This is a genomic window from Arthrobacter sp. Leaf234, from assembly GCF_001422665.1.
GTDB lineage: Bacteria > Actinomycetota > Actinomycetes > Actinomycetales > Micrococcaceae > Arthrobacter_D.
The window spans coordinates 835003-847891 of the sequence record NZ_LMLU01000001.1 but is presented as its reverse complement, the minus strand read 5'-3'; the positions used below and the strand labels follow the sequence as shown (position 1 = coordinate 847891).

Genomic DNA, 12889 nt, shown 5'->3' with positions numbered 1-12889 from the left:
CCGGCGAGGACCCGTGGGCGCGTCACTCCTTGCCGAGGAATAGAAGACGTGTTCTATTATTCACAGGAAAGCGGACGCACCAACGGAGGACAGCAGATGACAGCACAGGTGATCGGTGTGCACCACGGGCACAGGCGGCTCGACGAGCCGGCAGCCGTGCGCTTCACCCCTCAGGGCCGGCCACTGGCCCTGCGGTGGCACGGCGGGATCTGGCAGGTGATCGGCCGGCCGGCGACGGTGGCCGCAGCAGCGGCTTCGACGACGGGATGGCACTTCTCCGCCCAGACCGGACCGGCCTCGCCCGTCCTGGAGTTCGGCATCGCATTCGACGCCGCCAGCGACGGTTGGCGGCTGGTCAGTGTGGGCGGCAGCCCGGACTGACCACGCCCTCCTGGTCGACGGGGGCGGCGGACGTCAGGCGGGATCGGCAGCGACGAGGGCTGCGCGCGCGTCACGCCGACGCCAGTAGGCGGCCAGCGCGGCTCCGGAGACGTTGTGCCAGATCGAGAAGATCGCCGCCGGCAGGGCAGCCTCCGGGGTCAGGTAGGTCCGGGCGAGCCCTGCGGCGAGCCCGGAGTTCTGCATCCCGACCTCGATGGCCGTGGTCCTCCTCGCAGGCGTGGGGAGCCCGAACAGCCGTGCGGCCCCGTAGCCGAGCGCGAGGCCGAGCCCGTTGTGCAGGATGACGGCCGCGAGGACCAGGAGCCCGGCGGAGAAGATGATCGACGCGCTGCCGGACACCACGGCGATCACCACCAGGGTGATGGCCGCCACGGAGATCCACGGCAGGGCGGGAAGAAGCCGCTCGACGACCCGGGGCAGGAAGAAGCGGACGGCGAGTCCGACGATCACCGGTACCAGGACGATCTGGAGGATGGAGAGGCCGATTCCTGCTGCATCGACGGGCATGTACCGGCCCGCGAGCCAGAGGGTGAGCAGCGGGGTGAGCAGCGGCGCGAGGATCGTCGAGACCGAGGTCATGGCCACCGACAACGCCACATCGCCGCGGGCGAGGTAGGAGACGACATTGGAGGCGGTCCCGCCCGGGCAGCAGCCCACGAGGATGACACCCGCGGCCAACGCCGGCGGCAGCCCGAGAGCCATCGACACCAGCCAGCCGATCGACGGCATGATGACGAATTGGGCCACGACGCCGATCACCACGGGGAGGGGACGTCTGGCGATGAGGGCGAAGTCGACCGGCCTGAGCGTCAGACCCATACCGAACATGATGACGCCGAGTAGCGGATTCACCAGGGGGCCGAGCCCCGTGAAGGTGTCCGGCGTGAGCACTGCCACCAGTCCGCCGGCGAGGATCAGGAGCGGGAACAGCGTCACGGCCGTCCGTGCGCTGCGTTCTTCGGCGGCCTGCGGTGCTCTCGTCGTCCCGGTCATCCTTAACGGGATATCACGTGCCGGCCCGTATGACGCACTGCTAAAGTTGCCTCACCTGGAAGCCAAGGGTACTTAGTTCCTCACTGACAGCAGGGAAGACGATGGCGACGACCGACAGGAAATTCGCGGCGACCGCGGAATCGACGAGCAAGCATCCCCACGACTGGGGACGGGCCATGGCGGTGGCGATCTGCCGGCTCACGGAGATGGCCCGGGAGGCGGGCGATCCGGTCCACCACGAGGCTTTGGTCGGCGAGGACCTCCACCTCTTCGTCGAGGACACCGAGGAGGGCGTGAACATCACGATGTCCTGGACGCCGCGCGAGCAGGGGTCCCTGGCGGCTGCTCCGTCCCACAGCACGGGCGAGACGGGCGAGACGGGCCGAGCGGCAGGGGGCTCCGACGAGGACGAGCAGGACGCCTCCGACGCCGCAGCCCACTCCGCCGCGGGCCAGCGGTTCGACCCGACCGGAGGCAGCACGGCCGGCGTCGGCCAGTAGCCGAGCGGGCGCCTCGTCCAGCGACCCGTGCGGAGGCCCGACCCGCCCATGGGTCGGACCGCGATCATCGATAAGCACACTTAGCGTTTCGGGCGTAGGGTGGGTGGAAACCGTACTGCCAACCACGTGGAGGACAGCATGAGCGAGAAGCGCCCCGATCCCTCGAACGCAGGGAACCCCGATCCGCTGGACAACAACATCACCGGCCTCGAGCCGGGAGGTGGCGTCCCGCCGGGAGAGACGCCACCCGCCGAGGCGAGCACCACCTGGCAGCAGGGCCATGCGGATGAGGAGACGCCCTCGAAAGGCCTTCAGGGGGTCTGGCTCGGCGTGATCGGGCTGGTCGTGCTCCTGGTGCTCGTGTTCATCGTCGGGAACATCGTCGGCATCTTCCAGATGTTCTAGCCGGCACTCCTGTCGAGCACGCAGAAGCCCCCGTCCACCGACAAGCGGACGGGGGCTTCTGCGTGGGCGGGAAGCGTGCTAGGACGCGGACGCCTCGTCACGGAGACGGTAGTAGTCGATCAGCGCAGTCTCCTCGGCAGGTGAGAGCTCGATGCTGTTCGCGGACTTCGGGGCGTCGGTGATCTCGCTCTTCGTCCAGGCGAGGTGGAGATCAGCACCCTCGAAGCGCGAGTTCGCGAGCGGCACGAAGTGCTTGCGGGAGTTCAGCAGGCCCAGCGACACGGTGATCCAGGCGGGGATGCCTGATTCCTTCTCGAGATGCACGTCGTTCACATCGCCGAGTTTCTTGCCCTTGCTGTCCCAGGCCACTGCGGCCTGGAGCTTGTTGATTTCTGCCTGAGACATCGGCTTCCCTTCGAGGACGAGGATCGGTTCGCTTCCCATTCCAGCCCAGATGCGGCCGGAGGGCAATCAGGACAGTCCGTCAGGCCTTGTCCGCGGCTTCGCCGAGCATCGGCAGGAAGCGGTCCAGTGCCCACACGAGGCTGAGCGGGTTCGCCGCGGAGACGGACAGCGTCAGCGTGTTGTCGCTGTCGGCCACGAGCGCGCCGTTCTGCACCGCGGGGATCTGGCCGAGCAGCGGATCAGTGGCGATGGCGTCCTTGGTGGCCTCGTCCGGGACCCACGTGACGAAGATGTCGGAGTCCAGTTCGTTGGCCCGCTCGGCGGACCAGGGGATGAAGAACTCCTCGGACCCCTTCGTGTTCTCCGTGACGACGTCCGCCTGGACCATGCCGAGCTCGGTCAGGAAGCGGGGCCGGTTGTCGTTGGCCGTGTAGACACTCACGGCATCGGCGGTCGCCGGAGCCAGCGTGCCGTAGATGAAGGTCTTGCCCTCGAGCTGCGGGTAGTCGGCGGCGGCGTCGGCGATGGCCTGCTCCGTCTCGGTGACGAGCTGCTCCGCGTCGTCGGACAGGCCCAGGGCATCGCCGATGATCCGCGTCGAGTCCTGCCATGCGGTGCCGTAGGCGACCTCGGGATACGCGACGACCGGGGCGATCTTGCTCAGGGTGTCGTAATCCTCCTGCGACAGGCCCGAGTACGCAGCGAGGATGACGTCGGGATCGGTCGCAGCGATGTCGTCGAAGGCGATCCCGTCCGTCTCGGAGTACTGGACCGGGGCGCTCTCGGTGCCGATCGCGGCGCCGAGCTCCTCCAGCTTCGTGTCCTTCCACGGCGTCGACTGGTTCTCGTTGCCGCCGTAGGAGTCGGCCGGCATCCCGACGGGCACGACACCGAGGGCGAGGGACACGTCCGCGTTCACCCACGAGACCGTCGCCACACGCTCGGGCTTCTCGCTCAGCGTGGTCTCACCGAAGGCGTGCTCGATGGTGACGGGGAAGGCTCCCGCGTCGGCCGGGGCGCTGCTGGCACCGGTGGCCGTGGAACCGCCGTCGGCGGGGCCGGTGGAGCAGGCGGAGAGGGAGAGGGCGGCGACGGCGGCAGCGGCGATCAGGCCGCGCAGGCGTGAGGGGGCCATGAGGCTCCTTGGCTTCTATGGCCTCGCTGGAGGCCGTGGGGACGGGATAGAAGTAAGGCTAACCTCAGGTCTTCTCTATTACGAAATGCTTTCGTTGCGTAATAGGCTGCGGCTACCTCTCGCGGGCCTTGCGCGTCTCACGGTCGTTGGCGCGCTGCAGGGCCTCGACGAGTTCGGCCTTGGTCATGCTCGACCGGCCGGGGACGTCGAGTTTCTTCGCGAGGTCGTAGAGGTGCTTCTTCGAGGAGTTCGCATCCACTCCCCCCGCGGTCGGCCGCGCGTCAGCGCCACCGCCGGCCGCCTGGTCGTCGGACGGCCCCTTCGAGTCCTTCTGCTCCCAGTGGTCCCCGACCTTCTCGAACCCGTGCTTGAGGGAGGCGAATGCCGTTCGGCGGGCGCGCTCACCGTCCCCGTACTGGTCCTCCGCCGCATCGAGGGTGGCGGCGAACGTGTCCTGGGCCTTGACCCCGGACCGCTGGAGTGTGCTGGGCAGGGTCTCGGGCTTGACCTTGCCGTCCTTCGTGAAACGCGACATGACCGGTTCCTTCCGTTTCGACGCCGGCTCCGGCGGGAACGGGCGGGACCGCACCGGCCCCTCGACCACCGGGTTCCTTCGAGCATACTCAGCACCCTGTGCACCGTCGCTCCGGAACGGTACCGTAGGGCGCACCAGTCATTGGGGAGGACCAACCGCACAGGGGGTGCGTGCGGTGTTTCCCGACCGGCATCCACTCACGCGCCAATGGAGGAATTTCGTGATCAGGAGCGACACCACCGCATCAGGCAAGCCCAGGACATCCAGGAGCCGCGCTCTGGCACTGGGTCTCGCCGCCCTCGTCAGCCTGCCGCTGCTGACCTCCGGGCCGGCACAGGCGAAGGGGAACTTCCCCTCCCCCGAGGGCAGCACCAGCACCGCGAGCATCCTCACCTACGCCGACACCATCAAGGAGCTCGAGAAGATCGAGAAGACCTCCCGCTACGGCGTCGACGTCTTCACCCTCGCCGAAGCGGGCACCACGGTGAACACCAGCGAACAGGGCAGGGACCTGTACGTGGCGACCGTGGGCGACGGGCCTCGGGACGTCTGGGTGCAGGGTCGCATCCACGGCAACGAACCGTACGGCGCCGAGGCCATCCTCAGCCTGCTGAAGGACCTCGGGACCAACGGATCCCCGCAGTACGAGGAGATCCGCGACGCCTTCACCATCCATTTCATCCCGATGTACAACCCGGACGGAAGTGAGCTGAACATCCGGCAGACCGTCCTCTGGGACACCGCCGCGAATGCCCCGCGAAAGGACGCGAACGGTCGGGACCTCATCGTCGACCTCAACCGGGACTGGGTGGCGGACAAGTTCCAGGCCCGCGAGTCGCTGGCCTTCTACGAGTACTGGACCATGGTGGACCCGGACTACGGCATCGACATCCACCACCAGGGCCTCAAGCAGCAGTACGGCACGGGCGACGACGTCACGCTCTCCCTCGGGATCTCGCTCGCGCCGGGTGGACCCACGTTGCCGACGCTCGAGGGCGGCGCGTACGACATCCTCACCCGCCAGATGCACGGCTACGTCTACGAGGAACTGAAGGGCGCCGGCTACATCACCATGGACCGGTACCAGGTGGGCGGCAGCCTCGAGATCGACATCAAGGGCGGCGTCGTCTCGGCGATGATGCTGGGCCTGGACTACCAGGGCCTGAACGCCGAGGGTCACTCCAACCCTGTGGTGTTCTTCGAGACTTCCGGCAACACCAGTGACGGCTCGCTCGGCCAGAAGGCCCGCGGCAAGAGCATCCAGCAGAACATCCTCGCCATGCGCACGCTGCTCACCGGGCTGGCGAACGGCGAGGTGCAGCAGACCGATCCTGAGGTGTGGGAGGAGATCCCGCACGCTCCGGTCACGGGCTACAGCACGGACTACGCGGGCACCATCCCCGTCACGCCGTAGCACCAGTTCGGTTCATCAGGAGAGCGACGACGGCGCCCCCGCGGAGAGCAGGGGCGCCGTCGGCTGCTCACGCAGGCCATGGCCATCGTTCGAGCCGCTCCCGGCCCTCCTGCCGGACACGGTGCCGGCGATGGAGCGCGGACACGGTGCCGGCGATGGAGCGCGGACGCGGTGCCGCGCCTCGTCAGACGCCGACTCGAAGATCATCGACGGTGGAGACGATCTCGCACCTCCAGGGGTCGGACAGGACGGGCGTACTCCCTGGTCCGATCCCCTACCGCCACTGCGCGTCCCCGTCGACGTACAGCCAGCGCCCGTCCACCCGGATGAACCTGCTGCGCTCCTCCAGCAGCCCCGGCTGCCCGCCGCTGCGGAACGACGCCCGGTACTCCACGAACCCCGCATCGTCCGACGGGCCGCCGTGGGTCGTGTCGACGATCTGCAGGCGCCGCCATTCCGTGTCCCCGTCGAGGTCGATGCCGGGCGGCCGCGTCGACGCGTGCCAGGAGTCGAGCAGGTACTGCTCGAGCCCGAGGGCGAACGCGGAGTACCTCGACCGCATCAGGGCGAGCGCCGTCCCGGCAGCACCACCCCGGTGGAGCGGTGCGCAGCACTCCTCGTACGGCACGGCGGACCCGCAGGGGCAGTCGTCGGACACCTGGGGTCTCAGGAGATTTCGTCGGCCACGCGGACGAGGACCTTGCCGACGGTCCCGTCCTCCACGGCGTCGTGGGCCGCGGCGGTCTCCTCGAGCGGGAACCAGGTCAGGGGGAGCCCTGCATCCTCCCCGACGGGCAGCGCACCGCTCCGCAGGGCCGCGGTGATGTCCTCCGCCGCCGCGTCGAGCGCATGCTGCCCCACGGTGTAGAGCAGGAGACCCTGCCACCGGACGTTCTTCGCGAAGCTCTCGATGATCGGCGCGGAGAAGTGGTCCCCGCCGTTGTTCGCGTAGTAGGCGATGCTGCCGTGGTTGGCGATCACCGCGACGTCGAGGGCCGCGTTCTGCGCCGGGGACACCTCGACGACGTGGTCCACGCCGTCGGGCGCGACCTCACGGATGCGATCTGCGAGCGCCTCGTCGGGGTAGCGCAGCACGTGGTGCGCCCCTGCGGCCCGGGCCAGCTCGGCCTTCGCGTCGCTGCTGACCGTTGCGATGACGGTCGCCCCGGCCCAGACGCCGAGCTGGATCGCCGCGTGGCCCACGGCCCCGGCGCCACCCTGCACGAGGACCACGCGCCCCTCGAGTGCGCCGGGCGCGAGACGGGACGGGCCGTGCTCGTGGACGGTCAGCGCACGGTGCGCGGTCATGGCGGGTACACCCAGACTCGCCGCGAGACCGAGGTCGACGCCGTCCGGCAGGACGACCGCACGCTCGGCGGGCACGACGGAGAACTCCTGGGCCGTGCCGGTCGGTCGGCCGTGAGCCGCCAGGTACAGCCACACGCGGTCACCGATCGTGTGCCCGTCGGCGCCGTCGCCCACGGCGTCGACCACACCGGCGCCGTCCTGGTTCGGCACCATCTCGGGGAACGCGATGGTCCCGCCGGCACGAGCCTTCCAGTCGGTCGGGTTGACGCCCGACGTGACCACACGGACCCGTACCTCCCCGGGGCCCGGCTCGGCGATCTCACGCTCCACGACGGAGAGGACGGACGAGGGGCCTGGGGAGGTGTAGACGATTGCCTTCATGGTCAGAGCGAACCACGGAGGTCTGCACGGCATTCCCGCCGCATTCGCCCGCGACCCCGACGGTGCCTCGGTCCGCCTGGACAAGCGCCTGCACGAACGGCTGCACGAACGGCTGCACAGTCGTCCGGCACAGTCGTCCGCCACAGTCGTCCGGCACCGGAACCCGCGCGGGCATGACGACGGCGCCTCCGCTGGTCCGCGCGGGCGCCGTCGTGGGTCGGTGGTCCCTGCGTCAGCCGCGCGCGGCGAGGAACGCCTCGAGAGCCGGGAGGTCGTCGGTGGTGATGTGGTCCACGCCGGCGTCGGCCAGCTCGGCCCAGATCGCGTCGCGGGCGGCGCCGGGGAGGTCGGGGGTCGCCCAGAAGCGGACGCGCGAACCCTGCTGGTGCGCTGCTGCGACGTAGGCCTCGAGCTCGGCACGCTCGGCGACGGGCATCTCGCCCACCCCACGCCAGGTGAACAGCTGGGTCCAGTTGTTGCTGATCAGCGGCATGAGCGACGACGGGAGCGCACCCCCGAGGTCCGTCGCCCGGCCGTCGTAGGAGCTGAGGCGCTGGCGGTCCGCGGCCATGGTCGCGAGCGGCCGGTTACCGCTGATGACGACACTCACCGCGCCCCGCTCGACCGTGCCGTTGCCGTAGCGCGTGAGCATGCTGCGGTGCTCCTCGAGTTCCGCCTCGATGGCCGCCCACGTCTGCCCGGCGTCGCCCTTGATGTCCACGAGGAGCTGGAACTCGCCGTCCCACCCCGGGTAGACGCTGCCGGCCCTGCCGCGGACGAGCTCGTCCAGCGGGTCGAGGTACAGGCTCTCCAGAGTGACACCCGGGGTCACGTCCTCGGCATCGTGGGCCACGAGCAGCTCCCCGTCGACGAGGTGCACATCGGCTTCGACACTGGTGAAGCCGTGCTCGAGTGCGTCGTACAGCGGACGGTCGTGCTCGTAGTCGTTGTGCGCGTGGGCGGCGGCCTGCGGGTCCCCGAGGACGACGTCGTCGCGGGCGGGCGCGGCGGACGCCGGCAGCGTAGCGAGTGCGGCGGGCAGGGCCAGGGCGGTGGCGGCGAGCAGGACGGGCAGGGTACGGGCGATCGGCATGGGCCTTCGGCTTCCTCGTGGGATGCGGTGACTCCCCACGCTAGGAAGCACAGGTGATCGGAAGACCGACGCCGGTGGGCCGCCGGATGAACCTGCGGTACCGGGAACCACGCCGCCACCGGCGGGACCACTGCTCAGCCCAGGGTCTTGAGGTACCGCACCAGCTCGCGAGGAGCCGAGGCGGGAGCGACCGCCTCGACCGCTGCGTTGTAGTTGGTGTTCGTGTTCACGTCGTAGGTCAGCACCCGGCCGTCGGCGGTCTCGATGAACTCGATGCCGCACACCTCCAGGTGGTTGCGCCGCGCGAACTCCTCGAACTGCGCGATCACCGGATGGTCGAAGTCCTCGCGGAGACTGAAGAGCTGCTGGTCCGGCTCGGGGGCGATGGTCGCCCCGGGCGGCATGATCGGCTTGCCGGTCTCCGGGTCGAGGGCGCAGGCGTCTGCCGGGCAGAGCTGGAAGCCACCGCGGGCCGTGTCGGCCTTGATGGCGTAGACGAAGCGGCCGCCGACGATCTCCGCACGGGTGATGAAGGGCTCCGCGGCCTGGATGAACTCCTGCACGAGCGTGATGCCATCGGCAGGCTCCTCGAACTCGCCCGACGCCACGTAGGCGGCGAGCTCGTCATGGGACTCGAACTTCCGGACCCCGAGACCCTTCCCGCCCTGGTTGTGCTTGACGATGAACGGCGGGTCGAAGCCCTGCGCCGCCTCCACGATGCGCTCACGACCGACGGCGGCCACGGTGCGCGGCGTGTCGATACCGGCGGCCCTCAGCGCGGTGAGCTGGTCGACCTTGCTCATCTCGAGCTCGAGGACGCGGCGCCCGTTGACCGTCCGGCGGCCGTGCGCCTCCAGCCACGACAGCACGGAGCGCGCGTAGTCCTTCGACAGACCGTGGTCGCGGGTGTGTGCGGAAGCGCTGATCCGGGACCAGAAGATGCCCTCCGGGGGGACCGCGTCCAGATCCAGCACACCGTCCGTGAGCAGCCACTCGACCACCTCCACCCCCTCGGCTTCGAAGGCGCGCGCGAAGGGCGGGAACCACTCGGGGTTCTCGTGCAGGGCGTAGACCGTGGTCACGGATCGTCCTTTCGTCGTGGGACAGGCTCGCCCCGCATAACCCGTGCTCCCGGGCACCTATTCCGCCCTGGCCGGACCCGGACCCGGGCCCGGCCAGGGCGGCCTCTCCCCGGCTAGTCGATGAAGATGTCGTTCCCCGGGCCCATGTGCAGGTCGAGATAGAAGAACACGGTGAGGATGGCCACCCAGGCCAGCCAGAACGGCACCACGAAGGGCAGCATCCTGGCCATCAAGGTGCCGAGCCCGGCGTTCGGCTCGTACTTCCGCAGCATGGTGAGCAGCACGATCATGTAGGGGTTCAGCGGCGTGATGACCTGCGTGGCCGAGTCACCCACGCGGAACGCCCCCTGGATGAAGGCCGGCTCGTAGCCGAGGAGCGCGAACAGCGGCACGAACACCGAGGCCATCAGGGTCCACATGGACGAGCCCGAGATGATGAACAGGTTCAGGACGGAGGCGAGCAGGATGAACGCGAGGACCGCCGGATACCCCGTCAGGCCGATGGTCTCCAAGCCCGTCGCGCCCGCGACCGCGATCCAGGACCCGATGCCGGACCAGTTGAAGAGGGCGATGAACTGACCGAGGATGAACGCCAGCACCAGGAAGCCCGCCATGTCCTTGATGGCTTCGCCCATGACCCGCGGGACGTCGCGGCCCGTGGTGATGGTCCCGACGACGCGTCCGTACACCAGGCCCGGGATGGTGAAGAGCAGGAACACGATGAAGACGATCGAGCTGAGCAGCGGCGAGCGCGGCAGGAACCCGCCGGTCTCGTTGCGCCACGGCGAGTCGGGGATGATCACGGCCACGAGGATCACGAGCGCGACGACGGCGCCCACGATCACGGACCAGCGCAGGGCGCGTGCCTCGACCGGCTCGAGCCCGGCCGTGAGCGCCACGGGCGCGGAGGCGGGCTCCCCGTCCTCGACGACCTCGTCCACGGGGACGTCCTGCCGGGCCAGGCGCGGCTCGAGCACCCTGTCGATGATGAACCCGGCGATGAGGATCAGCACCAGCGAAGAGGCGATGTTGAAGTAGTAGTTGGACAGCGGCGTGACCGGGGCGCCCGCGTTCGGCAGGTTCTCGGTGACGGCCGTCGTGATCCCGGCGAACAGTGCGTCGAGGCTCGTGACCAGCAGGTTGGTGGAGTAGCCCGCGCCCGCGGCCGCGAAGCCGCCGAGCAGTCCCGCCACCGGGTGGCGCCCCGCAGCCTTGAACACGAGGGCGGCCAGGGGCGGGATGATAACGAAGGCGGAGTCGGACATGACCGAGCCCACCACGCCCACGAAACCGACGGCGTAGGGCAGCGCCCAGCGGGGAGCGGACCCGAAGACCCGCCGGATGAGCGCGCCGAGGAGCCCGGACTTCTCCGCGACGCCCACGGCGAGCAGGATGGGCAGCACCGTGGCGAGCGGAGGGAAGCCCAGGTAGTTGGCCCCGATGTTCTCCGTCAGCCAGGTCAGTCCCTCGCCCGTGAAGAGCCCCCTGATGACCGTGGCCTCCTCGGCGCCGGGCACCTGGACGGTCACGTTCGCGAGGGCCATGCCCGTGGTGACCACGGCCGTGATCGCGAACAGGATGAGGAACAGCATGAACGGATCGGGCAGCTTGTTGCCGACCCGCTCGACGCCGGTCAGGAAGCGGTCGCCCAGCCCGGGACGGGCTGCTGCAGTGGATGACATGCGTTCTCCTTGGCGGTGGGTGCTGCGGATGGGCGATGCTGCTGGTCGGTGCTGGTCAGGCGAAGTAGGACGGCACGTCGATCGCGCCGCCCTGGTTCTCGAACTCCTCGTGGACCGCGGCACGGAGCAGCGGATCGGTCAGGTAGTCGAGGGCCGTCAGGGCGAGCCCGACGGCGCCGTCCAGCGCCCCCTGCTCCGCCGCCGCGCTGCGGGCCGCCTCGGCGAAGGCGCGCGTGTGCAGCGCCGTGGCCGGTTCGGCGATGCGGATGAGGGGATGGATCCCCGGGACGCGGTAGCTCACGTTCCCGAAGTCTGTGGAAGCGGCAAGGGTCTCCGAGACGACACCGAGCGGGAGCGGTGCCCGCCCCCGCCGCTGCTGGGCGGCCACCCAGCGACCGGTCAGCGCGGTGTTGGTGCGGATGGGGAGCGACGGCGGATGCTCGTCCCACTGCAGCTCCACGCCCGTGCCGGTCATCAGCGCGGCGCCGCGGGCCACGTCCTCGAGGCGCGCGCTGAGGTCCCTCAGCGTGGCCGGCTGCTGGGACCGCGCGTAGAGCTTCAGCACCGCACGGCCGGGGATGATGTTCGGGCTCTGCCCGCCCTTGGTGAGGTTGGTGTGCACCCGGTCCGACGGCGGCAGCTGCTGCCGCAGCAGGCCGATGCCCTGGTACGCGAGGTTCGCGGCGTCGAGCGCGTTGCGCCCCATGAAGGGCTGCGCGGATGCGTGGGCCTCCACCCCCGTGAAGGTGATGGTGAGCAGGCGGCGTCCGAGCCACACCTGGTCGGCGAGGTCGTAGCCGTAGGGGTGCACCATGATCGCGGCGTCGACGTCGTCGAAGGCTCCGTGGCGCGCCATGACCTCCTTGCCGGAATGTCCCTCCTCGGCCGGGGTGCCGAGGAACACGACGCGGCCGGGCAACCGGTCCGCCACCGATGCCAGGGCGAGGAACGCGCCGAGTCCGGCCGCGGCGATCACGTTGTGGCCGCAGGCGTGGCCGATCTCCGGGAGGGCGTCGTACTCGGCGAGGACCGCGATGGTGGGCCCCCGGTCCGCGCTGCCGATCTCCGCCCGCACCGAGGTCTCGACCCCGTGCACGCCGAGGCGGGCGTCGAGGCCGTGCCGGGTGAGCTCCTGGTGCAGCAGCGCCGCGCCGGCGTGCTCCCTGAACGCCGTCTCGGGGTGGGCGTGCAGGTGCTGGACCACGTGCCGCAGGCGCCCTGCCACGCCCTCGACCCCGCGCTCGACGTCGTCGGCCAGGGCGGCCGGCGCCCCGTCGAACGGCGAGGGGTCCGGCGTGGCCTCCGCGAGGAGGGTCCGCGTGCGTTCGTCGATGGCTCGGAGGTAGGCCCGGTCCGGGTCGGTGGGGTGGCTCATTCGAGTAGCTTAGGCAACGATCAGCCTGCTGTGCAGACCCCGCGGGACCTCCGGAGTAACATCCCGGGCCGGCGTCCCGAAACATAATCTGCCCGAAATATCCCGGCAACACCGCTCCCGAATCATGAAGGGGTCGCCGGCCGCAGCACGAGCCGGCGGACCGCACATCCCGAATCCTG

At 69.9% G+C, this 12889-nt stretch carries 14 protein-coding genes; 4 read left to right on the top strand and 10 right to left on the bottom strand.

Features of this window, described 5'->3' with window-relative positions; all coding sequences use genetic code 11:
* The first annotated feature begins 96 nt into the window (after positions 1-96).
* Positions 97-381, top strand: a complete 285-nt coding sequence (locus ASF21_RS03975; protein ID WP_055767056.1) for a hypothetical protein — start codon at positions 97-99, stop codon at positions 379-381.
* Positions 382-414: 33 nt separating this feature from the next.
* Here ASF21_RS03975 and ASF21_RS03970 read toward each other — a convergent pair whose 3' ends face one another.
* Positions 415-1395: a bile acid:sodium symporter family protein gene (locus ASF21_RS03970; protein WP_055767052.1), complete on the bottom strand. Its 981-nt coding sequence runs from the start codon at positions 1393-1395 to the stop codon at positions 415-417.
* Between the two features lie 101 nt (positions 1396-1496).
* On the opposite strand from ASF21_RS03970, the gene ASF21_RS03965 reads away from it, so the two are divergent.
* A complete protein-coding gene (locus ASF21_RS03965) occupies positions 1497-1895 on the top strand; it encodes a hypothetical protein (protein ID WP_055767049.1) in 399 nt (132 codons plus the stop codon).
* A 138-nt stretch (positions 1896-2033) separates the two neighbouring features.
* Complete coding sequence (locus ASF21_RS03960) at positions 2034-2300, top strand: DUF6480 family protein (RefSeq protein WP_055769106.1); 267 nt, start codon at positions 2034-2036, stop codon at positions 2298-2300.
* Positions 2301-2378: 78 nt separating this feature from the next.
* Here the strand turns inward: ASF21_RS03960 and ASF21_RS03955 are convergent, their stop codons facing one another.
* From ASF21_RS03955 to ASF21_RS03945, 3 genes are all read right to left on the bottom strand, one after another.
* The gene (locus ASF21_RS03955; RefSeq protein ID WP_157365729.1) at positions 2379-2705 is read right to left on the bottom strand and encodes a PRC-barrel domain-containing protein; all 327 of its coding nucleotides are present in this window, start codon (positions 2703-2705) and stop codon (positions 2379-2381) included.
* A gap of 79 nt (positions 2706-2784) precedes the next feature.
* Positions 2785-3840: an iron-siderophore ABC transporter substrate-binding protein gene (locus ASF21_RS03950; RefSeq protein ID WP_055767044.1), complete on the bottom strand. Its 1056-nt coding sequence runs from the start codon at positions 3838-3840 to the stop codon at positions 2785-2787.
* Positions 3841-3952: 112 nt separating this feature from the next.
* Positions 3953-4375, bottom strand: coding sequence for a ChaB family protein (locus tag ASF21_RS03945; RefSeq protein WP_055769102.1), 423 nt, complete (start codon positions 4373-4375; stop codon positions 3953-3955).
* A 220-nt stretch (positions 4376-4595) separates the two neighbouring features.
* Between ASF21_RS03945 and ASF21_RS03940 the strand changes: the two genes are divergently transcribed.
* Complete coding sequence (locus ASF21_RS03940) at positions 4596-5789, top strand: M14 family zinc carboxypeptidase (protein ID WP_235498646.1); 1194 nt, start codon at positions 4596-4598, stop codon at positions 5787-5789.
* A gap of 274 nt (positions 5790-6063) precedes the next feature.
* Here the strand turns inward: ASF21_RS03940 and ASF21_RS03935 are convergent, their stop codons facing one another.
* The 6 genes from ASF21_RS03935 to ASF21_RS03910 form a co-directional block, all read right to left on the bottom strand.
* The gene (locus ASF21_RS03935) at positions 6064-6447 is read right to left on the bottom strand and encodes a YchJ family protein (protein ID WP_055767041.1); all 384 of its coding nucleotides are present in this window, start codon (positions 6445-6447) and stop codon (positions 6064-6066) included.
* 8 nt (positions 6448-6455) lie between these two features.
* The gene (locus ASF21_RS03930; RefSeq protein WP_055767038.1) at positions 6456-7478 is read right to left on the bottom strand and encodes an NADPH:quinone reductase; all 1023 of its coding nucleotides are present in this window, start codon (positions 7476-7478) and stop codon (positions 6456-6458) included.
* A 232-nt stretch (positions 7479-7710) separates the two neighbouring features.
* Positions 7711-8571 carry a phosphatidylinositol-specific phospholipase C/glycerophosphodiester phosphodiesterase family protein gene (locus ASF21_RS03925; protein ID WP_055767035.1) on the bottom strand — a complete coding sequence of 287 codons (861 nt, stop codon included), beginning with the start codon at positions 8569-8571 and terminating at the stop codon, positions 7711-7713.
* Positions 8572-8705: 134 nt separating this feature from the next.
* A complete protein-coding gene (locus ASF21_RS03920; protein ID WP_055767032.1) occupies positions 8706-9653 on the bottom strand; it encodes an ATP-grasp domain-containing protein in 948 nt (315 codons plus the stop codon).
* 113 nt (positions 9654-9766) lie between these two features.
* Entirely contained in the window at positions 9767-11335 is a 1569-nt protein-coding gene (locus ASF21_RS03915) for an AbgT family transporter (protein WP_055767029.1), read from the bottom strand.
* 55 nt (positions 11336-11390) lie between these two features.
* Positions 11391-12710, bottom strand: coding sequence for a M20 family metallopeptidase (locus tag ASF21_RS03910; RefSeq protein ID WP_055767027.1), 1320 nt, complete (start codon positions 12708-12710; stop codon positions 11391-11393).
* Positions 12711-12889: the final 179 nt, after the last annotated feature.

What these genes read in the sequence shown, in the direction of transcription:
- ASF21_RS03955 (WP_157365729.1), bottom strand. Translation starts at nt 2,705, where the DNA reads ATGTCTCAGGCAGAAATCAACAAGCTCCAGGCCGCAGTGGCCTGGGAC.
- ASF21_RS03930 (WP_055767038.1), bottom strand. Translation starts at nt 7,478, where the DNA reads ATGAAGGCAATCGTCTACACCTCCCCAGGCCCCTCGTCCGTCCTCTCC.
- ASF21_RS03975 (WP_055767056.1), top strand. Translation starts at nt 97, where the DNA reads ATGACAGCACAGGTGATCGGTGTGCACCACGGGCACAGGCGGCTCGAC.
- ASF21_RS03945 (WP_055769102.1), bottom strand. Translation starts at nt 4,375, where the DNA reads ATGTCGCGTTTCACGAAGGACGGCAAGGTCAAGCCCGAGACCCTGCCC.
- ASF21_RS03910 (WP_055767027.1), bottom strand. Translation starts at nt 12,710, where the DNA reads ATGAGCCACCCCACCGACCCGGACCGGGCCTACCTCCGAGCCATCGAC.
- ASF21_RS03925 (WP_055767035.1), bottom strand. Translation starts at nt 8,571, where the DNA reads ATGCCGATCGCCCGTACCCTGCCCGTCCTGCTCGCCGCCACCGCCCTG.
- ASF21_RS03960 (WP_055769106.1), top strand. Translation starts at nt 2,034, where the DNA reads ATGAGCGAGAAGCGCCCCGATCCCTCGAACGCAGGGAACCCCGATCCG.
- ASF21_RS03915 (WP_055767029.1), bottom strand. Translation starts at nt 11,335, where the DNA reads ATGTCATCCACTGCAGCAGCCCGTCCCGGGCTGGGCGACCGCTTCCTG.
- ASF21_RS03950 (WP_055767044.1), bottom strand. Translation starts at nt 3,840, where the DNA reads ATGGCCCCCTCACGCCTGCGCGGCCTGATCGCCGCTGCCGCCGTCGCC.
- ASF21_RS03970 (WP_055767052.1), bottom strand. Translation starts at nt 1,395, where the DNA reads ATGACCGGGACGACGAGAGCACCGCAGGCCGCCGAAGAACGCAGCGCA.
- ASF21_RS03965 (WP_055767049.1), top strand. Translation starts at nt 1,497, where the DNA reads ATGGCGACGACCGACAGGAAATTCGCGGCGACCGCGGAATCGACGAGC.